The organism is Lysobacter terrestris (assembly GCF_014489475.1).
GTDB classification, from domain to species: domain Bacteria; phylum Pseudomonadota; class Gammaproteobacteria; order Xanthomonadales; family Xanthomonadaceae; genus Agrilutibacter; species Agrilutibacter terrestris.
On sequence record NZ_CP060820.1, the window covers coordinates 2,898,127 to 2,921,831 of the forward strand.

A 23,705-nucleotide genomic window follows, 5' to 3' on the forward strand; every position below is an offset into this window, starting at 1 on the left:
TCGTAGCCATGCTGGCTGCATTCACGCCCGTTGCGGCCTCGGCGCAGACTGATGCCTGCAATGCCGGCAGCGTCTACGTCGATGGCAACGGCAATGGCCGCCGTGATCGCGGTGAACGCGGCCTGCCGGGCGTCCGCATCTCCGATGGCGAGCGCATCGTCGCCAGCGATGCCGACGGTCGCTATGCATTGCCCGTCGAGGAAGGACGCACCGTCTTCGTCATCAAGCCCGCCGGCTACCGCTTCCCCGTGCGCGCCGACGGCACGCCGGAATTCTGGCGCCATGTGCGCGCGCAGCCTGGCCCGGCGCTGAAGTACGGCGGCATTCCAGTACAACCCGCCGCGTGCCGCGACTTCGCCCTGGTCCCGGAGCGCAAGCGTCGGGACGGGACGCTCGACGTGCTCGTTTTCGCCGATCCGCAGACCAAGTCACTAGTGGATGTCGGCTACTACGATCGCGACGTGATCGAATCCGCGCGCGGCCTGCTGGGCGGGCGACGCGCCGACCTCGGCATCAGCCTGGGCGACATCGCCCACGACGACCTGTCGTTGTACCCGGCGCTCAACCGCGCGACGGCCCGGCTACGCGCGCCGTGGCTGCACGTCGCCGGCAACCACGATCTCGACTTCGATGCGGGCAGCGACGAGGACTCGCTGCTCACTTTCCGCAACACCTACGGGCCGGACACCTTCGCCTGGGAAGAAGCGCAGGCGGTGTTCATCGCGCTTGACGACGTCGTGTACCGGCCGCGTCCGGACGGTGGCTACATCGGCGGGTTGCGTGAATCGCAGTTCGCTTTCCTTGCGAGTTACCTGGCCACGGTGCCACGCGACCGCCTGGTCGTGATCGGCGTGCACATTCCGTTTTTCGATGCGGCGCCGGGCAAGGAGACGTTCCGCCATGCGGATCGCGAACGCCTGTTCGCGCTGCTCGCCGATTTCCCGCATGTCCTGCTGCTCAGCGGCCATAGCCACACGCAACGGCATGTCTTCCACGACGCCCGCAGTGGGTGGACGGGCGCACGGCCGCTGCACGAATACAACGTCGGTGCCGCGTGCGGCTCGTTCTGGTCCGGAGTGAAGGACGCGCAGGGCATTCCCGACACGACGATGGCGGACGGCACGCCCAATGGCTTCGCCACGCTGCGCATCGCGGCCGACCGCAGCTACCAGCTGGCCTGGCATCCGGCCCGCGACGTCGATGCGCAGATTGCGCTGCACGCGCCGCGGGTGTTGCGGCGCGGTTCCTGGCCGGGAACGGGCGTGCACGCGAACGTGTTCATGGGCCGCGACGACACGCGGGTGGAGTACCGCATCGACGAGGGCGAATGGAAGCCGATGCAGCGCGTCGAGCAGCCCGATCCGCGGTTGCTCGCGGAGAACGCCCGCGACGACGAGGCCACCGCCCTGCGTGGTTTCGACCGTCTTCCGGAAGCGTCGCCGTCCATGCATCTGTGGCGCGGGCCGTTGCCTACGAATCTGCAAGTCGGGAGTCACCGCGTGCAGGTTCGCGCATTCCATGTCGTTCCGGGGCGCGAGGTCGAGCAAGTCGAGACTTCGTACAGCCTCTTCAACGGAGAACCCTGATGGTCGCGACGCAGGTGAAGGAGTTTCCCATCAAGCTCTTCCGGACCCGGGCCGCCTGGGAAAAATGGCTGGCGGCCCACGGTGATGCGCCTGGCGTGTGGGTGCAGGTTGCGAAGAAGGACAGCGGCGAAACCAGCGTCAGCCAGAACGAGGCGATCGAGGGTGCGTTATGCCATGGCTGGATTGACGGCCAGAAGCGGGCCATGGATGAGGCGTTCTACTTGCTCCGCTTCACGCCTCGCCGGCCACGTAGCGTGTGGTCCAAGATCAATATCGCCAAGGTCGAACAGTTGATCGCGTCAGGACGAATGCAGCCTGCCGGTCTGCGCGAAGTCGAGGCGGCGAAGCGGGATGGCCGCTGGGATGCGGCGTACGAAGGCTCAAGCCGGATGGAAGTTCCGCAAGAGCTGGCCGATGCCCTCGCCACGAGCGAACGTGCACGCGGCTTCTTCGAACAGCTTGATCGCACCAACCGCTACGCCTTCTGCTGGCGCGTGCATACCGCGAAGAAGCCCGAGACCCGTCGGGCGCGCGCGGAGAAGTTCGTGGCGATGATGGCGCGGGGAGAAAAGATTCACGCCTAGCGGCAAGGTCCGCTCAGCTGGCGAGAACGTCAACGAACGATTCCACACGGGCGTGGCCATGTGTGGCATCGCCCGTGCGCGGTTGCGGGTAGTCTTCGCGGCGATCCACCAGCACCGTCGCCAGGCCGGCTTCGCGTGCGGCGTCGAGTTCTTCGACCACGTCGGACAGGAACAGGATGTCCGACGGCGCGATGCCGATGGATTCGGCGATGTGGCGGTAGCTGGCCGCCTCGCGCTTGCCACCGATCTCCGTGTCGAAGCAGCCCGAGAACAGCGGCGTCAGGTCGCCGGCGTCGCTGTGGCCGAAGAACAGACGCTGCGCCGGCACGCTGCCGGAGGAATACACGTACAGGGGCAGTCCGGCTTCCTTCCACGCCTTCAATGCCGGCGCGGCGTCCGGATAGATGTGCGCGGTGAAGTCGGCGCTGCGGTAACCGTCGGCCCAGACCATGCCCTGCAGCGCCTTCAGCGCGGTGTGCTTGCGGTCCTCGTCGATCCAGCCCTGCAGGACCTCGACGATCATGCGGTCGTCGCACATGCCGCCGTTTTCCGCGGCCACCAGGTCGAGCCAGCGGCGCACGCCGGGTTCCTTGCCGCGTGCGGCGACGAAGGCGGGCAGGGCGCGGCGCGCGTAGGGAAACAGCACGTCCTTGACGAAGGAAATGCTGCTGGTGGTGCCTTCGATGTCGGTGAGGATGGCGCGGATGGGCATGGTCGTGGTTCCTGTCGCGCGGCGTTGGCCGCGCGCGATGCATTCGGTGGTTACTGGATCGGCAGCGTGCGCCGCCGCGCTTCGGTCAGCGCGGCGATGACGCCGTCCAGGTCCAGCAGGCTGTCGCCGATGTCGTCCGCGGCGACGGGATGGATCAGCGGTTCGATGTCCGGATGCGGACGGAAGCCGTCGCCCGCCGCCGAACCGCAGAAGCGGTACGACAGCGCGTCCTGGAAATAATGGGTGTCGACGGCGTCGGGGTCTTCGTCGGGAAAGACGTCCACGCCGATGTAGACCACGGGCTCGACGGCGGGCACGGTCATGTCCGGATCGGCGAAGCGCAGGTGGTAGTACACCTCGCCCGGCAGCAGCGATTCGGGCGACATCCCGCTCAGCCCGCCGCGCCCGGCTCGTAGCGCGGGAAGCGCTGCGCGATGTCGGTGCCGGTGAAGTGCCCGACCCAGCCGTCCGGCTCGGTGAAGAAGCGGATCGCGACGAAGCTCGGCTGCGGGCCCATGTCGAACCAGTGCAGCGCGCTGTCGGGCACCGAGATCAGGTCGCCCTGTTCGCACTTGATCTCGTAGACCTTGTCGCCCACGTGCAGGGTGAACAGGCCGGAGCCGGCGACGAAGAAGCGGACCTCGTCTTCCTTGTGGAAGTGCTCGTCGAGGAACTTCGCCCGCATCGTGTCCTTCTGCGGGTTGTCGGGCGCGATGCTGACCACGTCCACGGTCTTGAAGCCGCGCTCGGCGATCAGCCGGTCGATGTCGCTGCGATAGGCGTCGAGGATGATGTCCGGCGCGTCGCCGGGCGCGATCGGCTTGCCCGCCGACCATTGTTCGAAGCCGACGTCGATCCGGGCCAGCTCGCGGGCCATTTCGGCCTGGTCGTGGGTGGTCAACTGCGGCTCGGTGGGATTGTCTTCGGCGAAGATGCGCAAACGGCTCATGGTGTGCTTCCGTGGGGTGGGTCCTGGCCCACCGCAACTGGTGAAAGGTTCGGTGGCGGGCTGGAGCCCGCCCTACGAACGCAGGCGGCGCAGGTCGAGCTCGCAGCCCAGCAGGAATTCGAAGGCTTCCAGGTGGCGCCGCGCTTCGGGCATGTCGCGGCCCCAGGCGTACAGGCCGTGGCCGTCGATCAGGTAGCCCCACAGCCGCTGCCGGTCGAGCAGGGCGTCGACCTGAGCGGCGAGGGTGTGCATGTCCTGGGTGTTGGCGAACACCGGCACATCCATCTCCACGTCGTGCGTGGTGGTGCCGCTGAAGGCCTTGAGCAGCTCGTAGCCCTCCAGGTGCACGTGGCCCATGCCCGCGTACAGGCGCGAGGCGACGGTCTGGTTGTGCGAATGGGTGTGTAGCACGCAGCCGATGTCGGGGAAGCGCTTGTACAGCTGGGTGTGCAGCAGGGTCTCGGCCGAGGATTTCTGCTCGGTGGCGACCGGGCGGCCGTCGAGGTCGACGACCATGATGTCCGCTTCGTTCAGCTTGCCCTTGTCGCGCCCCGACACGGTGATCGCCACGTTCTGCGCGTCGATGCGGCGCGAGAAGTTGCTGCTGGTCGCCGGGGTCCAGCCGCGCGCGGAGAGCTCGCGCACGTTGACGATGATTTCCATGGCGCATTGCGCCAGGCGGGCGGGGTCGTAGGGGAGCGGGGAATTCATGCGCGAATTGTACCAATCCGGCTCCGGTGCCATGCCCACGGCGGCCTAACGAAAGAGCCCGGCCGAAGCCGGGCTCTTTGCATGGACAACCAGTACGACCTTACGGGCCGGTGCTGGGGCCTTCGTGCACCAGCGGATCGGGCGGCAGCCTGTCGCCCAGGCCGTGCAGCTTGTGCTCGTTGCCCGGCGCCAGGTGGCTGCGGCGGCGCGCATACAGGAAGTACACGAGGAGGCCGACGATCGCCCAGAAGACGAAGAACTTGATCGTCGGGTTCCAGCCGAGGCTGAAGAACAGCAGGCCACAACCGGCCAGCGCCAGCGGACCGACGATCCACACCAGCGGCGTACGGAACGGACGCGGGCGGTTCGGTTCGGTCTTGCGCAGCACCAGCACACCGATGGCGACTGCGGCGAAGGCGAACAGCGTGCCAGCATTGGAAATGTCGGCCAGGATGTCGACCGGGAACAGTGCCGCGAAAAACGCCACGAAGACACCGGTGATCCAGGTGATCACGTGCGGGGTGTGGAACTTCGGATGCACTTCGGACAGCTTGTCCGGCAGCAGGCCATCGCGCGACATGGTGAACAGGATGCGGGTCTGGCCGAACATCATCATCAGCACGACCGACGGCAGCGCCAGGATCGCGGCGAAGCCGACCGCGTCACCCACCAGCGGGTGGCCGATCTGGCGCAGCACGAAGGCCAGCGGTTCCTTGCTTTCCGACAGCGGGCCGCCCGGCTGGGCGCCCATCGAGCCGACCGCGGTGTAGGCGACCAGCAGGTAGATGATGGTGCAGATCGCGAGCGAGCCGATCAGGCCGATCGGGATGTTGCGGTTCGGGTTCTTGGTCTCTTCGGCGGCGGTGGAGACCGCGTCGAAGCCGACGTAGGCGAAGAAGATCGAAGCCGCGGCACCGAGCACGCCAACGCCGGACAGCGGGGTGCCCCAGCCGTTGGGCAGCATCGGTTCGAAATTGGCGCCCTGGACCTTCGGGAAGGCCAGCGCGATGAAGGCCATCAGCGCGGCGATCTTGATCAGCACCAGCACGGCGGTGACCTTGGCCGATTTCGAGGTGCCGGCTACGAGCAGCCCGGTCACGGCCAGCGCCAGCAGGAAGGCAATCAGGTTGAAGCCGCCCTTGTGGTCGATGCCATCGACCAGGTGCACGACGTCGCCCTGGCCCTTCACGTGCTCGATCCAGAACGGACCGGCGGTGAGGAAGTCGGGCAATCCCAGGCCATGCTGCGCCAGGAAGCCGTTGGCATAACCGGACCAGCCCACCGAGACCGCGCCTGCGGCGACCGCGTATTCGAGGATCAGCGCCCAGCCGACCATCCACGCGATCAGTTCGCCCAGCACCGCGTACGAATAGGTGTAGGCGGAGCCCGACACCGGCACCATCGCGGCGATCTCGGAATAGATCAGCGCGGTGAGCGCGCAGACGATGCCGGCGATGATGAACGAGTACATCATGCCCGGGCCGGCCTTGTTGGCCGCGACGGCAGTCAGGACGAAGATGCCCGTGCCGATGACCGCGCCGATGCCGAGCATCGTCAGGTCGAATGCACCCAGCTGGCGCGTCAGTGCGCGCTTGCCGGCGGTCTCCAGAATCAGATCCAGCGGTTTCCTGCGTTGAAACAGCATTACTTTCTCCCCAAAAGCGGAATGACCAGACGCTGCGGGTTCCGCATGGGGCGGTACGCGAGCCGGCGGCAACATACCTTGTGGCGACGCAAGGGCACAAGCCAGAGTCGGCACAGGCGATAATCGCCGGCCCCACGGACGCGCGCGCCATGAACGACCACCTCGGTACCCGATCCATCCCGTCCGGAATTGACGCACTGCATCATGCGCTGCGTGACTATGCGGCGCGATGGGCTGCAGAGGCGGAGGCCGTGGATTTGTTTGGCGGTTTGCTGGAAGACGCGGCGGGCGCGTTCGACCCGTTCGGCCGCGAGCGCCTGGACGGGCATTTCACGGCATCGTCCTGGTTGGTGAACCGCGCCGGCACGCACGTGCTGCTCACGCACCACCGCAAGCTCGACCGCTGGCTGCAACTGGGCGGGCACGCCGACGGCGATCGCGATCTCGCCAACGTCGCGTTGCGCGAGGCCGAAGAGGAATCCGGTCTCGCCGGACTGCGCGTCGATCCCGTCATCTTCGACCTCGATCGCCATTGGATCCCCGAACGCGGCGACGTGCCGGGGCACTGGCATTACGACGTCCGCTACGTCGTGCACGCGGGCGCGAGCGAGGCCTACGTGGTGGGCGACGAATCGCATGACCTGGCCTGGCGCGACATCGCGGCGATCGCCGGCGATCCGGGCGCGGACGAGTCGATGCGGCGCATGGCCGGGAAGTGGCTCGCGCGCGACTGAGGCAACGACACGCCAACGGGCGCTCGAAACGACGAAGGCCAGGCAATTGCCTGGCCTTCATGCGTTGCACGGACGGCAGCGGATCAGTCCGCGCGGCCGGCGAATTCCCCGGTGGCGGTGTTCACCAGCACTTTCTCGCCGTTGCCGATGTACTCGGGCACCATGATCTCGATGCCGGTCGACAGCTTCGCCGGCTTCGGGCGCTTGGTCGCCGTGCCGCCCTTCAGTTCCGGCGGCGTTTCCACCACTTCGATCGCCACGCTCGAAGGCAACTGCACCGCGACGGGCAGGTCGTCGATGATCTGCACGTAGCAGCCGGTCAGGTCGTCGACGATGTAACCGGCGGCGTCGCCGACGACATCGGCGTCGAGCGTGTACGGCGTGTAGTCCTCGTCGTCGAGGAACACGAACGCATCGCCGTCCTTGTACGAGAACGTCGCCTGGCGGCGGCTGAGCTCGACTTCCTTGAGCTCGTCCTCGGCGCCCATGCTGACGTCGAGCTTGGTGCCGCCCGGAACGCTGTACATGGTGAAGCGGTACTTCACGTTGCCGCCGCGGCCCTGCGGCGAGCTGCGCTCGATGTCGCGGATCTGGTAGACGGCGTTGTTGTATTCGACAACGTTGCCTTTCTTTACGTCGTAAGCCTTCATGGGTTCAGTTCGAAGTAAGTGATCGGAAGATGCGTTCGTTGATCCACCAGGTCAGCGCGCCCCACACCGCGCCACCGATGGCGCACAGCGGCACGGCGATGGCGAGCAGCAGGGGCAGGCGCGGGTGGTGCAGACCGAGCTGCAGGCTGACCATGACCGCCAGGAAGGCGGTCATCAGGCCGCCCCACATCAGCACGCCGCGCACGAGCACGAAACGCGCGGCGCCGCGGGCCCGGATCGCGGGCCAGCGTTCGAGCAACTGGCGTTGCTTGTCTGCGCCCAGGGGCATGGTTACTTCGGCGCCAGGCGGGTGGCGCCGTCGAGGCGGATGGTTTCGCCGTTGAGATAGCGGTTGCCGAGGATGTAGGCGACCAGGTCGGCGAATTCCTCCGGGCGGCCCAGGCGCGACGGGTAGGGGATGGTCGCGGCCAGCGACTGCTGCACGGCTTCGGGCATGCCGTCGACCATCGGCGTCCAGAACACGCCCGGCGCCACCGTCATCACGCGGATGCCGAAGCGCGACAGTTCGCGTGCCATCGGCAGGGTCATGCCGACCACGCCGCCCTTCGAGGCGGAGTAGGCGGCCTGGCCGATCTGGCCCTCGTAGGCCGCGACCGACGCGGTGTTCACGATCACGCCGCGCTCGCCGTCTTCAAAGGTTTCGTTGTTCTGCATCACCGCGGCGGCGGCCTTGGCGACGTTGAAGCTGCCGACCAGGTTCACCATCACCGTGGTCTGGAACTGCGACAGCGGCATCGCGCCGTCCTTGCCGAGCATGCGGCCCGCGCCGAGGATGCCGGCGCAGTTGATCGCCGCATTCAGGCCGCCGAGGAAGTCCTTCGCCGCGTCGACATTGGCGACCACGCCGGCTTCGCTGGTCACGTCCGTCTTGAAGTAGCGCGCGTTGGCCTCGCCGAGTTCGGCAACGGCGGCGGCGCCCTTTTCGTCGTTGACGTCGAACAGCGCGACCTTGCCGCCGTGGGCGACCAGGTGCTTGGCGACGGCCAGACCGAGGCCGGAAACGCCGCCGGTGACGATGGCGCGGATGGATTGAAGTTGCATGCTCAGGGCCGAATGGGGATCCAGCCGGCGATTATCGCCGATCCGGCCCGTTTTCCGGAGAGCACGGCCCGCCTGGGGCGGGCCGTGCCAGGTCCGGGAGCCCCTACTGGAGGCCGGCCGTCGTGCTACGGGAGAAGTCCGCGTCGGCAAACAGCATGCCGACCAGTTTCTGGACCGCGCCGGCGTAGTTGTCCATTGCGGCCGGTATCGCCAGCGCGCCGATGAAGGACGACTCCCACTCGTGCTGTGCCTCGAAGGACTTGTCGTAGACCACGGCCTCGCCCTTCTTCACGACGAAACGGGCGGCGACGCGGGCCGTTCCCCGCTTCACCGCGCCGCCATCGAGGTCGTTGCGCAGCAAGGTTCCCGAAATGCGCAGGGGCGAATTGCCCTCGTACTTGCCTGCGGCCTTCAGTTCCGTGACCAGCGCTTCCTGCAGGTAGGTGCCGAAGGTTCCGTCGCTGCCGCCGGTCAATTGCGATCCACGGATGCCGAGGCTGCGGTTGTTGATGCCGGGCGCCGCGTCGAAGCCGTCGACGGCGAGCTTGTCGCTGCGTTTCTGGAGCAGCAGTTCGGTATTGGAGATGCCGGGCTGGTAGCTGGGAGGCGGCATGCTGACGCATGCCGCCAGCGACAGCGACAGGACCGGCAGCAGCAGAAGTCTGCGCATGTCGATCATGGCCTCAGTCGAACGCCTTCTTCTCGGCGAGCTGCTTGAGGGCGTTCCAGGTGATCTGGTCCATCACCTCGTGCACCGCCGCCTGCGGCTCCATGGCGACCAGGCCTTCGGGGCCCTTCTTGTTGCCGATGGTGGTGTGCAGGGCATGCTTGACCGAAGCCTCGGTGACCTTGCCGTCGTGGGAATAGGTAGCGGTCGCGACGTAGCCATCGGTCACCATTGAACCAACCAGGCCAAAGGTCAGCCCGGTGCCGAAGCCCTTGGCGGCGGCGTTGTCGGTGATGGCGACGTTGTCGATCACCAGCTTGAGCACGCCCGGGGTGCCAGACGCATCGTTGTTGCTGGAAACGCTGCTGAAGAGGCCGGACTCGGCGGCAACGGCGACGACGCGCGGACGGATTTCCGCAGTGGCGCGGGCGTTGGCATTGCCCTTGGTGCGGAACTCGAACAGCACCTGGACCGGCCGCGGCTGGGCGGTGGGCGCGACGTCGGCCTTCACCACCTTGGGCAGCGCCGGGTCGACGTACATCTTGGCCGACAGGCAGCCCGACAGCATGAAACACGCGAACAGCATGACCGCGATCGCCCGCAAGGAGCGAATCCTTTCCATCTTCATGATTTCCCCTGGAACTGGTTGATTAACAGGCGGGACATCCCCCGATGTCCCGCGCATCGATTCTGTCACAGCGCCGTTGGTGCGACGAGTCGCCGGCGCGCGATCACAGCTCCAGCAGGTAGAAGGTGTTGCAGCCGCCGTGTCCGGTGCGGCCACGCGGGGCGCCGATGCGCTTGAAACCGTGGCGTTCGTACAGGCGGATCGCGTCGTTCATGCCGCTGAGCGTTTCCAGGTAGCACTGGCGGAAACCGAACGCGCGCGCGGCCTCCAGGCAGCGCAGCAGCATCGCGCTGCCCACGCCCTGGCCGCGGATGGTCCTGAGGAAATACATCTTGCGCAGTTCGCAGGTGTCCTCCTCGCCGCCCAGCAGCGGCGCGACGCCACCACCGCCGACGACCTTGCCGCCGAGATCGACGACGAAATAGGCGCTGCGCGGCAACGAATACGCGCGCTGCATCCAGTCGACTTCTGGATCGTTGATGGCGAATCCATCGCCGGTGGCGCCGAATTCGGGCATGACCGTGCGGATGATCGATGCCACGGCGGCATCGTCGCGCGGCTGGATCGGCCGGATCTTCCATGCGGACGTCATCAATTCGCCTCCCGTGGCAATGGGTACCTCGCCTGCAGTTCTTCCGGCGCCAGGCCCGGCGAGAACAGGAATCCCTGGCCCAGGGTCACGCCGATGTCGAGCAGGAAGCGGCGCTGCCGTTCGGTTTCGATGCCTTCGGCCACCAGGCCCAACCCGAGGCTGCGGGCGATGCCGGTGACGGCCTGGCAGACGGCGACGTCGGACTTGCGGTCCGGCACGCCCTGCACGAACAGCTGGCTGAGCTTGAGCCCGTGGATGGGCAGGCGTCGCAGGTAATTGAGCGCGCTGTAGCCCTCGCCGAAGTCGTCGATCGTCAGCACCACGCCCATGTCGCGCAAGGCGGCGAAGGTGTGCACGGTGTCGGGCGCGTCTTCGATCAGCACGCGCTCGGTGAATTCCAGCTCCAGCGCGCCGCCCGGCAGGCCCGATTCCGCCAGCGCCGCGCGCACGTGCTCGGCCAGGTCCTCGCCAAGGAACTGGCGGTAGGAAACGTTCACCGCGACGCGGTGCAGGCTGAGGCCGCGGTCCAGCCAGCGCCGCATCTGCTTGCAGGCTTCGCGCAGCACCCAGCCGCCGATGCCGACGATGTCGCCGGTCGTCTCGGCATGGCTGATGAAGTGGTCCGGGCGCATCTCGCCGAGCAGGCGGTTGTTCCAGCGGATCAGGGCCTCGGCACCGACGACGGTGCCGGTGTCGATTTCGACCAGCGGCTGGTAGACCAGGTGGAACTCGTCGTTGATCACCGCGCGGCGCAGGTGCGTCTCCAGCTGCAGGCGCTGGAGCTGCTGTTCGGCCAGTTCGGCGGTGAAGGTCTGCCAGTCGTTGCGGCCGCGGCGCTTGCTGTCGTACATCGCGACGTCGGCGTTCTGGATCAGCTGTTGCGCGCGCCGTCCGTCGATCGGCGACTGCGCGATGCCGATGCTGGCGGTGATGCTGAATTCCTCGCCGTCCATGCGGAAGCTTTCGGAGAAGGCCTCGAGGATGGCATCGGCCAGGCGCTCCGGGCGGGTGGGTTCGTCGCCGGTGGAACAGATCACCAGGAATTCGTCGCCGCCGAAACGCGCGATCAGGCCTTCGCTGCCGATCGCGCGCTGGATGCGGCGCGACGCGGCCGACAGCAGGCGGTCGCCGGCGGCGTGGCCGAGCACGTCGTTGACGATCTTGAAGCGGTCGAGGTCGATGTACAGCACCGCCGCGCGTTGCAGCGCGGGATCGGAGAGGCGGGTTTCGAGTTCCTCCAGCACGGCATCGCGGTTGAGCAGGCCGGTGAGCGGATCGGTGCGCGCCTGGATGCGCAGCGTTTCCTCGGCCTGCTTGCGCTCGGTGATGTCCTGCAGGGTGCCGGTGAGGTGCGCACTCAGCGGACTGCCGGTTTCGGCTTCGCCGATCACCCGCACCCAGAACAGGTGGCCGTTGGCCTGCCAGCCCTGCAGGTCGAGGTTCAGGCCGCGCCCGTGCGCGCTGGCGTGTTCGAGCGCGGCGCGCAGGCGGCGGCGGTCGGGTTCGCGCAGGCAGGCGAGCAGCTCGTCCATCGTCGTGGGTGCCGGATGCTGGCCGACGATGCGCTTGGCTTCCTCGGTGAGGTAGAGCGTGTTGCGGCCGGTGTCCCATTCCCAGCCGCCGATGTGCGCCAGCGACTGCGCGCGATCGAACAGCGTGCTGTCGCGCTTGAGCGCGGTGACGTCCGAGAACAGCGAGAGCACGCGCTCGGGCTTGGTGCCGCCGGCTTCGAACTGCGGCACGCACGTCACCGACAGCCACTTCAGCTGGCGCGTGCGGCGGCTGTAGAAGCCCAGCACGGTGCTGTCCACGATCTTGCCGGTGCGCAGGGCATAGGTGGCCGGCTGGTCGGCGCGCGCGATCTCGCGCCCATGTTCGTCGAAGGTCTGCCAGACCTCGTCGCGCAGGTCGTCCTGCAGTGCGCGTTCGTCCTCGATGCCGAGGATGCGTATCGCCGCCGGATTGGCATGGATGATCTGGCCTTCCGAGTTGCGGACGATGATGCCCTTGTCGATCGCCTCCATCAGTTCTCGGTAGCGCAGTTCAGCCTGGTGGCGGCCGCTCAGGTCGCGGGCGACGGCGATGATGCGGGCCTGGCCGTCGTCGCTGAAGCCGGCCGAATGCACTTCGACCGGGAAGCGCGTGCCGTCGGCACGCATGTTGGTGACCTCGATGACGTAGGTCTCGCCGCGATTGAGCGTTTCCCACACCGGGCGCAGGTGGTCGCGCGGCAGGTCGGGATTGAGGAACTCGATCGGCCTGTTGATGATCTCGTCGCGCGGGCGCTGGTACGCGGCGATGCCGGCCTTGTTGAGGTCCAGCACGGTGCCGTCCCAGTCGAGGATGCTGACCGGATCGGGGACCGCGTCGAATACGGCGCGATAGCGCTTGTGTTCGATCTCCGCGGCCTGGTCGGCGTCGCGCAGGGCATCGCGGGCCTGTTGCAGCAGCGGGCGCAGGTGCGCGGGGAGGGTGGGATCGTTGCAGGCCTGCTCGAGCGCTGCGAGCGTCGTGGCGGCATCGGCTTCCGATGTCGGTTCGACGGCTCGCAGCGGCCCCTTGGTGGTCATTTCGATCCAGTCATCTCAAAAGCTGCGTCATCTCGAAAGCAGCGCCTTGCCTGCCTTGCTGCCGGTTTCGCGCCCCAGCAGGGCGGCGAGCCAGCGTCCGGTTTCCGCGAGCCTGTCGAGATCGACCCCCGTCCCGACGCCCAGCCCATGCAGCATATACACAACGTCCTCGCTGGCGACATTCCCGCTGGCGCCCTTCGCGTACGGGCAGCCGCCGGTACCGGACACCGCGGCGTCGACCACCGCCACGCCTTCTTCCAGGCAGGCCAGGATGTTGGACAGCGCCTGGCCATAGGTGTCGTGGAAATGCACGGCAAGGGCCGGCATCGGCACCTCCGCGGCGACGGCCTTCAGCATGGCGCGTGCCTTGCCCGGCGTGCCGACCCCGATGGTGTCGCCGAGCGAGACCTCGTAGCAGCCCATCCCGTGCAGCGCCCGGGCCACGCGCACCACGTCGGCGAGTGGCACCTCACCCTGGTAGGGGCAGCCCAGCACGGTAGAGACGTAGCCGCGCACCTTCACCCCGTCGGCCTGCGCACGCGCCATCACCGGCGCGAAGCGGGCGAGGGATTCGTCGATGCCGGCATTGATGTTCTTGCGGTTGAAGGCTTCCGACGCGGCGGTGAACACCGCGATTTCGCTCACGCCGACGGCGCGCGCGCGTTCGTAACCCTGCTCGTTCGGCACCAGCACCGGATAGCTCACGCCCGGCTGTCGGGCGATGCCCGCATACACCTCGGCGGCGTCGGCCAGCTGCGGCACCCATTTCGGGCTGACGAAGCTGGTGGCCTCGATGCTGCGCAGGCCGGTGGCGGACAGGCGATCGATCAACGCGATCTTGTCCGCGGTGGCGATGATCGACTTCTCGTTCTGCAGGCCGTCGCGCGGCCCGACTTCGACGATGCGTACCTGCGACGGCATGCCCATGTCAGGCCTCCAGCGCCACGAGCACGGCATCGGCTTCGACGAAGTCGCCGCTGGCCGCGCGCACTTCCGCCACGGTGCCGGCACGCGGCGCCTTCAGGCTCAGCTCCATCTTCATCGCTTCGATCACCATCACCTCCTGGCCGGCCTCGACCTTGTCGCCCGGGGCCGCCCGCACCACCACCACGCGGCCGGGCATCGGGGCGGTCACGCGATCCGCGCCGCTGCCACCGCTGGCCTGTTCGTGACGATACATCGCCACCGGTTCCAACCCCAGCCGCTGCGTGCCGTCGTGCACGACCACGCGCCGGCCCTGTTCCAGCACGGTGAAACGGCGGGCACGGCCGTCGATGCGCAGGCTCAGGCTGTCGCCCTCGATCCTTGCCCCGGAGATGTGCGCCGGAGCGGCGTCCGCAATGCCTTCGATGCGGTACGCACCGTTGCTGCCGTGGGTGCGCAGCTCGATGCGCTGGCCGCGATGCAGGAACGCGAGGCTGCGCTGGCCGCCGTGGCCCAGGCGCCAGCCATCGGCGATGGCCCAGGGCGAGGTCGGATCGTTCGAGGCACCGGCCGCGTCGCGGGTCGCGCGCTCCTGCGCCAGCAGCCGCGAGGTGGTCGCGACCAGCAGCAAGTCCGCGTCGGCGCCGCCGTGTTCGGCCGGTACGAATTCGTCGAGGTGGCGGTCGAGGTAGCCGGTGTCGATGGTGCCGTCGACGATCGCCGGATGGCGCGCCAGGCGTTCGAGGAACTCGACGTTCGACTTCGGTCCGGCGATGTCGCTCTGCGCGAGCGCGTCGCGCAGGCGGGCGAGGGCGCGTGGGCGGTCGCGGTCCCACACGATCAGCTTGGCGATCATCGGGTCGTAGAAGATCGTCACGGTGTCGCCTTCGACCACGCCCGAGTCGATGCGCACGTGCGCATCGGCGGCGGGAAGGCGCAGGCGTTCCAGCTTGCCGGAGCCGGGCAGGAAGCCGGCTTCCGGATCCTCGGCGTACAGGCGCACCTCGATGGCGTGGCCGTTCTGGGCGATGTCCTGCTGCGTGAGCGGCAGTGCTTCGCCCGCGGCGACGCGCAGTTGCCATTCGACGAGGTCGAGGCCGGTCACCAGTTCGGTGACGGGGTGTTCGACCTGCAGGCGCGTGTTGATCTCCATGAAATAGAAGCCGCCCGGCTTTCCATCGGCTTGTTGGCCAACGATGAACTCCACCGTGCCGGCGTTGACGTAGTCGATCGCGCGCGCCGCCATCACCGCGGCCTGGCCCATCGCGTCGCGCAGTTGCGGCGTGAGGAAGGGCGAGGGCGATTCCTCCAGTACCTTCTGGTAACGGCGCTGCGCCGAGCACTCGCGCTCGTTGAGGTGCAGGGCGTGGCCGTGGGCGTCCGCGAAGACCTGGATTTCGATGTGGCGCGGCTTCTCGACGTAGCGTTCCAACAGCACGCGGTCGCGGCCGAAGGCGTTGCGCGCTTCGCGCTGGCAGCTTTCCAGGTTGGCGGCGAATTCGGCGCTCGAGCGCACGATGCGCATGCCCTTGCCGCCGCCGCCGTGCGCGGCCTTGATCATCAGCGGGTAGCCGATCGCGTCGGCTTCGCGCTGCAGCGTTGCCGGTGACTGGTCTTCGCCGGTGTAACCCGGCACGACGGGTACGCCCGCCGCGTGCATCAGGTCCTTCGCGCCGGCCTTGCTGCCCATCTTGCGCATCGATGCGCCCGAGGGGCCGATGAAGACGAGGCCGGCATCGGCGACCGCATCGGCGAAATCGGCGTTCTCGCTGAGGAAGCCGTAGCCCGGGTGGATCGCCTGGGCGCCAGTCTTCTGCGCGACCGCGATGATCGCGTCGCCGCGCAGGTACGACTCCTGCGGGCGCGGCCCGCCGATGCAATACGCCTCGTCGGCCTGGCGCACGTGCTGCGCGTCGGCGTCGGCTTCCGAATACACCGCGACGGTGCGGATGCCGAGCTTGCGCGCGGTGCGGATGACGCGGCAGGCGATTTCGCCGCGGTTGGCGATCAGGATCTTGGAGAACATCGGGCGGTCATTCCGGCGCGTGGCAGACGGCTTCGAGGTTGTGACCGTTGAGGTCGATCACGAACGCGCCGTAGTAGTTGGGATGGTAGTGGGCACGGATGCCGGGCGCGCCGTTGTCGCGCGCGCCGGCGGCCAGTGCGGCCTGGTGGAAGGCATCGACGGCGGCGTGGGTGCGCGCGCTGAAGGCGACGTGCACGCCGTCGCGCGTCACCGGCATGCCGTGGCCGGCGCCGATCCAGAAGTCGGGCTTTCCGCCGGCACCGAAGCCGAGGTGGCGCGCGTCCGAGCCGGTCATTTCCGGGGTCACTTCCAGGACCGGCCCGTAGCCCAGCGGGGCGAGGACACGCGTGTAGAACGCCTTGCTGGCGTCGAAGTCGGCGACCGTGATTCCGATTTGGTCGAGCATGGCGCTCTCCTTGGCTGCTTCAGCTGCACCAGGCCGGCTTGCGCTTGTCGAGGAACGCGCCGAGGCCTTCCTGGCCTTCCGGGGAAACGCGCAAGCGTGCGATCAGCGCGGCGTTGTCGGCGTCGAGGTGGTCGCGGTTGCTTTCGCCGGCCACGCGCCGTACCAGTTGCTTGGCCGATGCCGCGGCGGTCGGGCCGGCCTTGAGCAGCAGGTCCACCTGGCGTTGGATCGCGGTGTCGAGCGTGGTGGCGTTGACCACGTCGTGCAGCAGGCCGATGCGCTGGGCTTCGGCAGCATCGAAGATTTCGGCGGTCGCGAACCAGCGCCGCGCCTGGCGCGCGCCGATTGCCTCGATCACGTACGGCGAAATCACCGCGGGGAGCAGGCCGAGCTTGCTTTCGGTCAGGCCGAACTTCGCCTCCGGCGCGCCAATGGCGATGTCGCAGCAGGCCACCAGGCCGACGCCGCCGCCGAAGGCCGCGCCGTGCACGCGTGCGATGGTCGGTTTGGGCAGTTCGTCCAGCGTGCGCATCAGACGCGCGAGGGCGAGGGCGTCGTCGCGGTTGGCGTCCTCGCTGGCGGCGGCCATGCCGCGCATCCAGTTCAGGTCGGCGCCGGCCGAGAACGAGGGACCTTCGCCTTCCAGCACCACCACCCGGACGCTGTCGTCGCCGGCGACGGCGTCCAGCGCACCGGTGAGGGCGGCAATCAGCACGGCATCGAAGGCGTTGTGCAGCTCGGGGCGATTCAGGCGCAGGCGGGCTACGGGCCCCTCGCGCAAGCTCAGGAGCGGATGGCTCATGCAGGAAATCCGTGTCGCGAAGTCACCCATGATACCGGGCGGGCCGGGATCGCCGATCCGCGGGGCTACGGCGATCCTTCACCTGCTAGAATGAGAACAATTCCCATTTGTGGCCATTGGGCCGCGGGCGAACGATCTTGAAGCTGTCCGAACTGCCACGTCGCACCGCCGCCACGGTGGAGCGGGTCGAAGACCAGATGCCCAACGACGCCATCGCGCGCCGTTTGCGTGAATTGGGCTTCGTAATGGGCGAACGGGTCGAAGTCGTGGCGGCAGGCCCGATCTCCGCCGAGCCGCTGCTTGTCCAGGTCGGTTTCACACGCTTCGCCTTGCGAACCAGCGAAGCCGCCCGCGTGCGCGTCGTGAGCGCATCGGCCGCAACGGAGAAAGGTGCGTGAGCAACGCCGCTGCCATCCGCCTTGCCCTGGTCGGCAACCCGAACTGCGGCAAGACCGCGTTGTTCAACCTGCTGACCGGCAGCCGCCAGAAGGTCGCCAACTACGCCGGCGTTACCGTGGAGCGCAAGGAGGGCCGCTTCCACGCGCCCTCCGGGCGCAACTACGCGCTGCTCGACTTGCCCGGCGCGTACAGCCTGCATGCGGCCAGCCTCGACGAAGCGATCACCCGCGACCTGTGTCGCGGCTTCTATCCAGGCGAACCCGCGCCGGACGTGATCGTCTGCGTGGTCGATGCGACCAACCTGCGCCTGCACCTGCGCTTCGCGCTCGAAGTGCGCGAGCTGGGCAAGCCGATGGTGCTGGCGGTGAACATGATGGATGCGGCGCGGCGGCGCGGCATCGAGGTCGACCTCGCCGCGCTCGAACGCGAGCTGGGCATCCCGGTGGTACCGACCGTGGCCGTCCATCGTGACGGCGCGCGTGAACTCGTGGCCAAGCTCGACGCCATCGCCGGCACGCTGCACGAACCGCGCACGCACCTCGGCAACGGTTCCGTGGATCCCGACGCGCTGCACGCGGAAACGCGTCGCCTGCTGGCACTCGCCGTCACCATGCCGCGCCGCACCGCCGAGATCGACGATGCGCTGGACCGCTGGTTGCTGCATCCGGTGGTGGGGCTGCTGTCGCTGGCGGTGGTGATGTTCCTGATCTTTCAGGCGGTCTATGCCTGGGCAACGCCGTTGATGGATGCGATCGATGCCGGTACCGCGGCCCTCGGTGCATGGGCGGCTGCGACCTTGCCGGCCGGGCCGCTCAACAGCCTGATCGTCGACGGCATCATCGCCGGCGTCGGCGGGGTGATCGTGTTCCTGCCGCAGATCCTGATTCTGTTCGCTTTCATCCTCGCGCTGGAGGAATCCGGTTACCTGCCGCGCGCGGCGTTCCTGCTGGACCGGATGATGGCGTCTGCGGGGCTTTCCGGGCGCTCGTTCATCCCGTTGCTGTCGAGCTTCGCCTGCGCGATCCCCGGCATCATGGCGACGCGTTCGATCCAGGATCCGCGCGACCGCCTGGCCACGATCATCGTGGCGCCGCTGATGACCTGCTCGGCGCGCCTGCCGGTGTACGCGTTGCTGATCGGCGCGTTCATTCCCGCGCAGAAAGTCGGCCTGTTCAACCTGCAGGGCCTGGTGCTGTTCGCCCTGTACGCCGCCGGCATCGTCAGTGCGCTGCTGGTGGCGTGGGTGATGAAGAAGTGGCGGCGCGACAAGAGCGAACACCCGCTGCTGCTGGAACTGCCGTCGTATCGTCTGCCGCACCCGCGCGACCTCGCGCTGGGCCTGTGGGAGCGCGCGGCGATCTTCCTCAAGCGCGTGGGCGGCATCATCCTGGCGCTGACCATCCTGTTGTGGGTGTTGTTGTACTTCCCCAACGGCGGTGGCGACGTCACCCAGAGCTTCGCCGGCCGCATCGGCCACGCGATGACGACGCTGTTCGCGCCAATCGGCTTCAACTGGCAGATCTGCATCGCGCTGATCCCGGGAATGGCCGCACGCGAAGTGGCGGTGTCGTCGCTGGCTACCGTCTATGCGTTGTCCGCCGCGGATGACGCTGCCGCCGCGCAGGCGCTGTCGCCGCTGATCGTGCAGGACTGGTCGCTGGCGACGGCGTTGTCGCTGCTGGTCTGGTACATCTACGCGCCACAGTGCCTGTCGACGCTGGCGACGATCCGGCGCGAGACGCGCTCGTGGAAGCAGGTCGGGATCAGCGCCGGCTATCTGTTCGCGCTCGCCTATCTCGCGTCGCTGGTCACGTACCAGGTCGCCGTGGCCCTGGGGGCCGGATGATGGAAGCCGGCCTGCTCGTCCAGTATCTGGTGATCGCGCTCGCCGTGACGATCAGTGCTGCGTTCGTTGCAAAGAAGCAGTTTCCCGCCGGTGTGCGCCGGTTGCGGATCGCCTGCGCCATCCCGCTGGTGCGGAACGGACGCGCCGCCTGGCTGCAACGCGTGGGACGCTGGGTCGCGCCCGCGCCGAACCCGGGCGAGGGCAGCTGTGGCGGATGCCACAGCTGCGATACCGGCAAATCCTGACGCCTTCGCGGCTCAGTGCCGCCGCCGCGCCTTCGCGCCGGTGGCTTCGGTCATCTCGACCGCCAGCGTGAAGGTGCGCTGCTCGTCGGCGTAGAGCGCGCCCACGCCGATGACCTGGCGGGCGATTTCCTCGCCGCGCTCGTTTTTTATCGACAGCACCATCGAATATTCCCACGCCGTCTCTCCGGGCGGCGGCGAGATGGTGCCCTCGACATGCAGGGGCGAGATCGTGGTTTTCGTCCCCGCGATCGCCGCCTCGTCGAAACGCAGGTGGTGCCGGCACGACGGGCACACGCTGGCGCTCTCGAGGATCGTGGTCTTGCAATGCGGGCACGTGCGGGTGGCTCCCGGCGTGCCCGGGCGCGGGGTGCTCATGACGCCGCGCCGGACTCCGCATTGCCGTTCTTCGCCGACTTGTTGTCGCCGCCGAATTCGACCTGGCCCTTCATGCGCGAACCCGCCGCAACGGTGACGGTCTCGGCCTTCACGTCGCCGACCATCACGCCACTGGCGAGTAGTTCGACGCGCTGGGCTGCCTCGATGTTGCCTTCGAGCTCGCCTGCGATCACGACCTTGCGCGCGCGCACGCCACCGTTGAGCTTGGCGCCGACTTCGATGGTGAGGTCGCCTTGCACGTGCACGTCGCCCTTGAAGCGGCCGGCGATGCGGATGTGGCCGGCGCCTTCGATCTTGCCTTCGATGGTCAGGTCGGAGGCGATCAGCGATTCCTTGCCATCGCTGCGTTCGACCGGTGCGGTGCGCACGGGTGTCGCGGTGGCGAGGTTGAACTCGTTCGGATCCGGCTCTCGCTTGAGCGCGGTTTCGACGGGCTTGGGCGGTTCCGGAGTGGCCGGAACATCACGCTTGGGGGCGGATGGCTGGTTGAAAATCGCCATGACGCGGACTCCTCTGTTGGGGGGACAGGAATGGGTCGAAATGCGATTTTTGAGCCTAGCACGCGTACCGGGCAGCGATGCTGTGACACCGTCCCGCAAATGATCCGCAGCGCGCGTTGAGCGCGACGCGCGATGTTCAAGTATTCAGTTTCGCTGTGGCGAAGGTGTCACGGTGCGGCGACGCGCAGCCGCGCACGATCACATGCGGAAGACGCCGAAGCGCGTGCGCTCCTCGATCGGTGCATTCAGGCTCGCCGAAATTGCCAGGCCCAGCACGCGCCGTGTGTCGGCCGGATCGATGATGCCGTCATCCCACAGGCGCGCCGTGGCGTAGTAGGGGTTGCCCTGCGATTCGTACTGGTCGCGGATCGGCGCCTTGAAGGCTTCTTCCTCGTCCGCCGTCCACACCTTGCCGGCGGCTTCGATGCCGTCGCGCTTGACGGTAGCGAGCACGGATGCGGCCTGTTCGCCGCCCATCACGCTGATGCGCGCGTTCGGCCACATCCACAGGAAGCGCGCGCCGTAGGCGCGTCCGCACATGGCGTAGTTGCCCGCGCCGAAGCTGCCGCCGATCACGACGGTGAACTTCGGTACGTGCGAGCACGCGACCGCCGTCACCATCTTCGCGCCGTCCTTCGCGATGCCCGCGTTCTCGTACTTGCGCCCCACCATGAAGCCGGTGATGTTCTGCAGGAACACGAGCGGGATGCCGCGCTGGTTGCACAGTTCGATGAAGTGCGCGCCCTTGAGCGCGGATTCGGCGAACAGGATGCCGTTGTTGGCGACGATGCCGACCGGATAGCCGTGCAGGTGGGCGAAGCCCGTGACCAGGGTCTTGCCGTAGCGCGCCTTGAACTCCTGGAACTCGCTGCCGTCGACGACGCGGGCGATCACCTCGCGGATGTCGAACGGGCGGCGGGTGTCCTTCGGGACGATGCCGTAGAGCTCCTCGGGCGCGTACAGCGGTTCGCGCACGGGTTGCACGGCCACCGGCACGGCCTTGCTCCGGTTGAGCGTGCCGACGATGTCGCGCGCGATCTGCAGGGCGTGGCGGTCGTCTTCGGCGAAATGGTCGGCCACGCCGGACACCGAGGTGTGTACGTCGGCGCCGCCAAGCGCTTCGGCATCGACGACTTCGCCAGTTGCCGCTTTCACCAGCGGCGGGCCGCCGAGGAAGATGGTGCCCTGTTCCTTGACGATGATCGATTCGTCGCACATCGCGGGCACGTAGGCGCCGCCGGCGGTGCACGAGCCCATGACCACGGCGATCTGCGGGATGTTCTCCGCGCTCATCCGTGCCTGGTTGTAGAAGATGCGGCCGAAGTGTTCCTTGTCGGGGAATACCTGGTCCTGCAGGGGCAGGAAGGCCCCGCCGGAATCCACGAGGTACACGCACGGCAGGTTGTTCTCGCGGGCGATTTCCTGCGCGCGCAGGTGCTTCTTCACCGTCATCGGGAAGTAGGTGCCGCCCTTGACCGTGGCGTCGTTGGCGACGATCACCACTTCCTGACCCATCACGCGGCCGATGCCGCAGACCATGCCGGCGGCCGGCGCTGCGTCCTCGTACATGCCTTCGGCCGCAAGCGGCGCGATTTCGAGGAAGGGCGAGCCTGGATCGAGCAGGGCGGTGATGCGGTCGCGTGCCAGCAGCTTTCCGCGTTCGGTGTGCTTCGTGCGTGCCTTCGCGCCGCCGCCGTCGGCCGCGCGGGCCAGGCGGGCATCGAGTTCCTCGACCAGGGCCCGGTGATAGGCGGCGTTGTCGAGGAAATCCTGCGAGCGGGGATCGAGCTGGGAGGTGAGCGCGGGCATGAGGCGAACAGGCGAAAAAGACGCGGCATGAAAGCACATCACCGCGCCGACACGCTACGTTCGAATCGCCTGGACACGCTGGTGGTTGCGCCGTGCCCTCTCGATCCGCGCCTTGCGAGCCATCGGTTGCCAGCGTTGGCAAGGCCCCGCCCAACGCCGTGCCGGTGATGGCGCGGCGTTCGCCTGCGTTGGCAAGAATGGTGCAAAGGTCGCGCAAAAAGAAAGGCCCGCTTGCGCGGGCCTTTCTCGTGTCGCTTGGGAAGTCGCTATTACTTCTTGACTTCTTCAGCAGCAGCTTCGGCCTTGTCGGCGACGTTCTGAGCGGCGTCGGCGGTAGCCTGGGCAGCGTCAGCAGCGGCGTCGGTGGTGGCGGCAGCAGCGTCGGTAGCGGCGGCAGCAGCGGCGTCGCCAGCCTGAGCAGCGGCGTCAGCCGTAGCGGTGGCAGCAGCGTCGGTGGCGGCAGCAGCGGCGTCGCCAGCGGCGGTCGCGGCGTCACCGGCAGCAGCAGCGGCGTCGGTGGCAGCGGCCTGGGCCTGGTCGGCCGAGGCAGCGGCTTCTTCGGACTTGTTGCAAGCCGACAGGGCGAGGACCGAGGCGGCGAGGAGGACGTAGAGCTTGGTGTTCATGGATGTCTCCGAGGAGTTGTCTGAAAAACTTGTTTTACAGTCAGGCAACGCCAGTGCGCGCAGCGATCCGGTATGAGCCGGCTTCCTATCGTTCACTGACCACATGGAAAGAGCCGCCGGCAAGCCGACGGCCCTTCCCTGTTCACTGTAACAGATCTTGCCTGTTAAGGAAGTACTGTTACTTCTTTTCTTCGGTCGCCGATTCGGCGGTGTCCGCAGCCTGCTTGGCAGTGTCGGCAGCGGCGGCAGCCGTGTCGGCAGCGGCGTCGGCAGCAGCAGCGGTCGGAGCGGTGGCAGCGGCGTCAGCCGAGGTGGCGGCAGCGTCGGCAGCCTGGGCGGCGGCGTCAGCAGCAGCCTGGGCGGCATCGCCGGCAGCCTGGTCGCCAGCGGCGGCAGCGGTATCGGCAGCGGCCTGGGCGTCGGTGGCAGCGGCGGAAGCGTCGGCAGCGGCTTCTTCGGCCTGCTGCTGGTTCGAGCACGCGGCCAGGGCGAAGCCCAGAGCCAGGGCGATCAGCGCCTTGTTGAAAGTCATGTTCGTTTCCTCGTCGTGGATAGGGCAACGCGCAGGGAGCGCGTCGCCAACAATGATGACAAGGCCGTTACCCGTGTCAAGCGGGTGGCCGTCTTTATTTCGTT

The 23,705-nt window shown here is 67.7% G+C and carries 27 protein-coding genes; 6 read left to right on the forward strand and 21 right to left on the reverse strand.

Annotation, left to right across the window (positions count from 1 at the left end):
• The first annotated feature begins 8 nt into the window (after nt 1-8).
• Together H8B22_RS13555 and H8B22_RS13560 are read left to right on the forward strand one after the other, a co-directional pair.
• Complete coding sequence (locus H8B22_RS13555) at nt 9-1,586, forward strand: calcineurin-like phosphoesterase C-terminal domain-containing protein (protein ID WP_187713665.1); 1,578 nt, start codon at nt 9-11, stop codon at nt 1,584-1,586.
• Nucleotides 1,586-2,170 (forward strand): YdeI/OmpD-associated family protein, encoded by a 585-nt coding sequence (locus H8B22_RS13560; RefSeq protein ID WP_187711920.1) that lies wholly within the window; start codon nt 1,586-1,588, stop codon nt 2,168-2,170. The genes H8B22_RS13555 and H8B22_RS13560 overlap by 1 nt, the downstream gene beginning before the upstream one ends.
• 13 nt (nt 2,171-2,183) lie before the next feature.
• Here H8B22_RS13560 and mtnC read toward each other — a convergent pair whose 3' ends face one another.
• From mtnC to H8B22_RS13585, 5 genes are all read right to left on the reverse strand, one after another.
• Nucleotides 2,184-2,882, reverse strand: a complete 699-nt coding sequence (gene mtnC / locus H8B22_RS13565; RefSeq protein WP_187711921.1) for an acireductone synthase — start codon at nt 2,880-2,882, stop codon at nt 2,184-2,186.
• Between the two features lie 50 nt (nt 2,883-2,932).
• Nucleotides 2,933-3,268, reverse strand: a complete 336-nt coding sequence (locus H8B22_RS13570; RefSeq protein WP_187711922.1) for a hypothetical protein — start codon at nt 3,266-3,268, stop codon at nt 2,933-2,935.
• 5 nt (nt 3,269-3,273) lie between these two features.
• The gene (locus H8B22_RS13575) at nt 3,274-3,831 is read right to left on the reverse strand and encodes a 1,2-dihydroxy-3-keto-5-methylthiopentene dioxygenase (protein ID WP_187711923.1); all 558 of its coding nucleotides are present in this window, start codon (nt 3,829-3,831) and stop codon (nt 3,274-3,276) included.
• A 72-nt stretch (nt 3,832-3,903) separates the two neighbouring features.
• On the reverse strand, nt 3,904-4,542 hold the full coding sequence (locus tag H8B22_RS13580) for a methylthioribulose 1-phosphate dehydratase (RefSeq protein WP_187711924.1): 639 nt from the start codon (nt 4,540-4,542) through the stop codon (nt 3,904-3,906).
• 100 nt (nt 4,543-4,642) lie between these two features.
• The gene (locus H8B22_RS13585) at nt 4,643-6,187 is read right to left on the reverse strand and encodes an amino acid permease (RefSeq protein ID WP_187711925.1); all 1,545 of its coding nucleotides are present in this window, start codon (nt 6,185-6,187) and stop codon (nt 4,643-4,645) included.
• A 149-nt stretch (nt 6,188-6,336) separates the two neighbouring features.
• Here H8B22_RS13585 and H8B22_RS13590 point away from each other — a divergent pair, with 149 nt between their 5' ends.
• Nucleotides 6,337-6,921 carry an NUDIX hydrolase gene (locus tag H8B22_RS13590; protein ID WP_187713666.1) on the forward strand — a complete coding sequence of 195 codons (585 nt, stop codon included), beginning with the start codon at nt 6,337-6,339 and terminating at the stop codon, nt 6,919-6,921.
• 83 nt (nt 6,922-7,004) lie between these two features.
• Here the strand turns inward: H8B22_RS13590 and yeiP are convergent, their stop codons facing one another.
• From yeiP to H8B22_RS13645, 11 genes are all read right to left on the reverse strand, one after another.
• The gene (gene yeiP, locus H8B22_RS13595) at nt 7,005-7,571 is read right to left on the reverse strand and encodes an elongation factor P-like protein YeiP (protein WP_187711926.1); all 567 of its coding nucleotides are present in this window, start codon (nt 7,569-7,571) and stop codon (nt 7,005-7,007) included.
• A gap of 4 nt (nt 7,572-7,575) precedes the next feature.
• The gene (locus H8B22_RS13600) at nt 7,576-7,860 is read right to left on the reverse strand and encodes a hypothetical protein (protein WP_187711927.1); all 285 of its coding nucleotides are present in this window, start codon (nt 7,858-7,860) and stop codon (nt 7,576-7,578) included.
• A gap of 2 nt (nt 7,861-7,862) precedes the next feature.
• Complete coding sequence (locus H8B22_RS13605; RefSeq protein WP_187711928.1) at nt 7,863-8,633, reverse strand: SDR family NAD(P)-dependent oxidoreductase; 771 nt, start codon at nt 8,631-8,633, stop codon at nt 7,863-7,865.
• Nucleotides 8,634-8,736: 103 nt separating this feature from the next.
• On the reverse strand, nt 8,737-9,312 hold the full coding sequence (locus tag H8B22_RS13610) for a hypothetical protein (RefSeq protein WP_187711929.1): 576 nt from the start codon (nt 9,310-9,312) through the stop codon (nt 8,737-8,739).
• A gap of 4 nt (nt 9,313-9,316) precedes the next feature.
• Nucleotides 9,317-9,904 carry a hypothetical protein gene (locus H8B22_RS13615; protein ID WP_187711930.1) on the reverse strand — a complete coding sequence of 196 codons (588 nt, stop codon included), beginning with the start codon at nt 9,902-9,904 and terminating at the stop codon, nt 9,317-9,319.
• Nucleotides 9,905-10,031: 127 nt separating this feature from the next.
• On the reverse strand, nt 10,032-10,520 hold the full coding sequence (locus H8B22_RS13620) for a GNAT family N-acetyltransferase (RefSeq protein ID WP_187711931.1): 489 nt from the start codon (nt 10,518-10,520) through the stop codon (nt 10,032-10,034).
• The gene (locus tag H8B22_RS13625; protein ID WP_187711932.1) at nt 10,520-13,090 is read right to left on the reverse strand and encodes a sensor domain-containing protein; all 2,571 of its coding nucleotides are present in this window, start codon (nt 13,088-13,090) and stop codon (nt 10,520-10,522) included. Before H8B22_RS13625 ends, H8B22_RS13620 begins: the two co-directional genes overlap by 1 nt.
• 27 nt (nt 13,091-13,117) lie before the next feature.
• Nucleotides 13,118-14,011, reverse strand: a complete 894-nt coding sequence (locus tag H8B22_RS13630) for a hydroxymethylglutaryl-CoA lyase (RefSeq protein ID WP_187713667.1) — start codon at nt 14,009-14,011, stop codon at nt 13,118-13,120.
• A 7-nt stretch (nt 14,012-14,018) separates the two neighbouring features.
• Nucleotides 14,019-16,040: an acetyl/propionyl/methylcrotonyl-CoA carboxylase subunit alpha gene (locus H8B22_RS13635; RefSeq protein ID WP_187711933.1), complete on the reverse strand. Its 2,022-nt coding sequence runs from the start codon at nt 16,038-16,040 to the stop codon at nt 14,019-14,021.
• A 7-nt stretch (nt 16,041-16,047) separates the two neighbouring features.
• Nucleotides 16,048-16,446 (reverse strand): VOC family protein, encoded by a 399-nt coding sequence (locus tag H8B22_RS13640; protein WP_187711934.1) that lies wholly within the window; start codon nt 16,444-16,446, stop codon nt 16,048-16,050.
• A gap of 19 nt (nt 16,447-16,465) precedes the next feature.
• On the reverse strand, nt 16,466-17,248 hold the full coding sequence (locus H8B22_RS13645; protein ID WP_187711935.1) for an enoyl-CoA hydratase/isomerase family protein: 783 nt from the start codon (nt 17,246-17,248) through the stop codon (nt 16,466-16,468).
• Between the two features lie 137 nt (nt 17,249-17,385).
• On the opposite strand from H8B22_RS13645, the gene H8B22_RS13650 reads away from it, so the two are divergent.
• The 3 genes from H8B22_RS13650 to H8B22_RS13660 are packed head-to-tail and all read left to right on the forward strand — an operon-like array spanning nt 17,386 to nt 19,738.
• Nucleotides 17,386-17,646, forward strand: coding sequence for a FeoA family protein (locus tag H8B22_RS13650; RefSeq protein WP_187711936.1), 261 nt, complete (start codon nt 17,386-17,388; stop codon nt 17,644-17,646).
• Entirely contained in the window at nt 17,643-19,493 is a 1,851-nt protein-coding gene (feoB, locus tag H8B22_RS13655; RefSeq protein WP_187711937.1) for a ferrous iron transport protein B, read from the forward strand. Before H8B22_RS13650 ends, feoB begins: the two co-directional genes overlap by 4 nt.
• Entirely contained in the window at nt 19,493-19,738 is a 246-nt protein-coding gene (locus H8B22_RS13660; protein ID WP_187711938.1) for a DUF6587 family protein, read from the forward strand. The genes feoB and H8B22_RS13660 overlap by 1 nt, the downstream gene beginning before the upstream one ends.
• A gap of 12 nt (nt 19,739-19,750) precedes the next feature.
• Here H8B22_RS13660 and H8B22_RS13665 read toward each other — a convergent pair whose 3' ends face one another.
• From H8B22_RS13665 to H8B22_RS13685, 5 genes are all read right to left on the reverse strand, one after another.
• Nucleotides 19,751-20,113, reverse strand: coding sequence for a hypothetical protein (locus H8B22_RS13665; RefSeq protein ID WP_187711939.1), 363 nt, complete (start codon nt 20,111-20,113; stop codon nt 19,751-19,753).
• Entirely contained in the window at nt 20,110-20,634 is a 525-nt protein-coding gene (locus H8B22_RS13670) for a bactofilin family protein (protein WP_187711940.1), read from the reverse strand. The genes H8B22_RS13665 and H8B22_RS13670 overlap by 4 nt, the downstream gene beginning before the upstream one ends.
• 198 nt (nt 20,635-20,832) lie before the next feature.
• Nucleotides 20,833-22,443, reverse strand: coding sequence for a carboxyl transferase domain-containing protein (locus tag H8B22_RS13675; protein WP_187711941.1), 1,611 nt, complete (start codon nt 22,441-22,443; stop codon nt 20,833-20,835).
• Between the two features lie 269 nt (nt 22,444-22,712).
• Nucleotides 22,713-23,069 (reverse strand): hypothetical protein, encoded by a 357-nt coding sequence (locus H8B22_RS13680; RefSeq protein ID WP_187711942.1) that lies wholly within the window; start codon nt 23,067-23,069, stop codon nt 22,713-22,715.
• A gap of 178 nt (nt 23,070-23,247) precedes the next feature.
• Entirely contained in the window at nt 23,248-23,601 is a 354-nt protein-coding gene (locus H8B22_RS13685; protein WP_187711943.1) for a hypothetical protein, read from the reverse strand.
• Between the last annotated feature and the right edge of the window lie 104 nt (nt 23,602-23,705).

Coding starts and splice junctions, on each gene's coding strand:
- H8B22_RS13555 (WP_187713665.1), top strand. CDS start 9: ATGCTGGCTGCATTCACGCCCGTTGCGGCCTCGGCGCAGACTGATGCC.
- H8B22_RS13560 (WP_187711920.1), top strand. CDS start 1,586: ATGGTCGCGACGCAGGTGAAGGAGTTTCCCATCAAGCTCTTCCGGACC.
- mtnC (WP_187711921.1), bottom strand. CDS start 2,882: ATGCCCATCCGCGCCATCCTCACCGACATCGAAGGCACCACCAGCAGC.
- H8B22_RS13570 (WP_187711922.1), bottom strand. CDS start 3,268: ATGTCGCCCGAATCGCTGCTGCCGGGCGAGGTGTACTACCACCTGCGC.
- H8B22_RS13575 (WP_187711923.1), bottom strand. CDS start 3,831: ATGAGCCGTTTGCGCATCTTCGCCGAAGACAATCCCACCGAGCCGCAG.
- H8B22_RS13580 (WP_187711924.1), bottom strand. CDS start 4,542: ATGAATTCCCCGCTCCCCTACGACCCCGCCCGCCTGGCGCAATGCGCC.
- H8B22_RS13585 (WP_187711925.1), bottom strand. CDS start 6,187: ATGCTGTTTCAACGCAGGAAACCGCTGGATCTGATTCTGGAGACCGCC.
- H8B22_RS13590 (WP_187713666.1), top strand. CDS start 6,337: ATGAACGACCACCTCGGTACCCGATCCATCCCGTCCGGAATTGACGCA.
- yeiP (WP_187711926.1), bottom strand. CDS start 7,571: ATGAAGGCTTACGACGTAAAGAAAGGCAACGTTGTCGAATACAACAAC.
- H8B22_RS13600 (WP_187711927.1), bottom strand. CDS start 7,860: ATGCCCCTGGGCGCAGACAAGCAACGCCAGTTGCTCGAACGCTGGCCC.
- H8B22_RS13605 (WP_187711928.1), bottom strand. CDS start 8,633: ATGCAACTTCAATCCATCCGCGCCATCGTCACCGGCGGCGTTTCCGGC.
- H8B22_RS13610 (WP_187711929.1), bottom strand. CDS start 9,312: ATGATCGACATGCGCAGACTTCTGCTGCTGCCGGTCCTGTCGCTGTCG.
- H8B22_RS13620 (WP_187711931.1), bottom strand. CDS start 10,520: ATGACGTCCGCATGGAAGATCCGGCCGATCCAGCCGCGCGACGATGCC.
- H8B22_RS13625 (WP_187711932.1), bottom strand. CDS start 13,090: ATGACCACCAAGGGGCCGCTGCGAGCCGTCGAACCGACATCGGAAGCC.
- H8B22_RS13630 (WP_187713667.1), bottom strand. CDS start 14,011: ATGCCGTCGCAGGTACGCATCGTCGAAGTCGGGCCGCGCGACGGCCTG.
- H8B22_RS13635 (WP_187711933.1), bottom strand. CDS start 16,040: ATGTTCTCCAAGATCCTGATCGCCAACCGCGGCGAAATCGCCTGCCGC.
- H8B22_RS13640 (WP_187711934.1), bottom strand. CDS start 16,446: ATGCTCGACCAAATCGGAATCACGGTCGCCGACTTCGACGCCAGCAAG.
- H8B22_RS13645 (WP_187711935.1), bottom strand. CDS start 17,248: ATGAGCCATCCGCTCCTGAGCTTGCGCGAGGGGCCCGTAGCCCGCCTG.
- H8B22_RS13660 (WP_187711938.1), top strand. CDS start 19,493: ATGGAAGCCGGCCTGCTCGTCCAGTATCTGGTGATCGCGCTCGCCGTG.
- H8B22_RS13665 (WP_187711939.1), bottom strand. CDS start 20,113: ATGAGCACCCCGCGCCCGGGCACGCCGGGAGCCACCCGCACGTGCCCG.
- H8B22_RS13670 (WP_187711940.1), bottom strand. CDS start 20,634: ATGGCGATTTTCAACCAGCCATCCGCCCCCAAGCGTGATGTTCCGGCC.
- H8B22_RS13675 (WP_187711941.1), bottom strand. CDS start 22,443: ATGCCCGCGCTCACCTCCCAGCTCGATCCCCGCTCGCAGGATTTCCTC.
- H8B22_RS13680 (WP_187711942.1), bottom strand. CDS start 23,069: ATGAACACCAAGCTCTACGTCCTCCTCGCCGCCTCGGTCCTCGCCCTG.
- H8B22_RS13685 (WP_187711943.1), bottom strand. CDS start 23,601: ATGACTTTCAACAAGGCGCTGATCGCCCTGGCTCTGGGCTTCGCCCTG.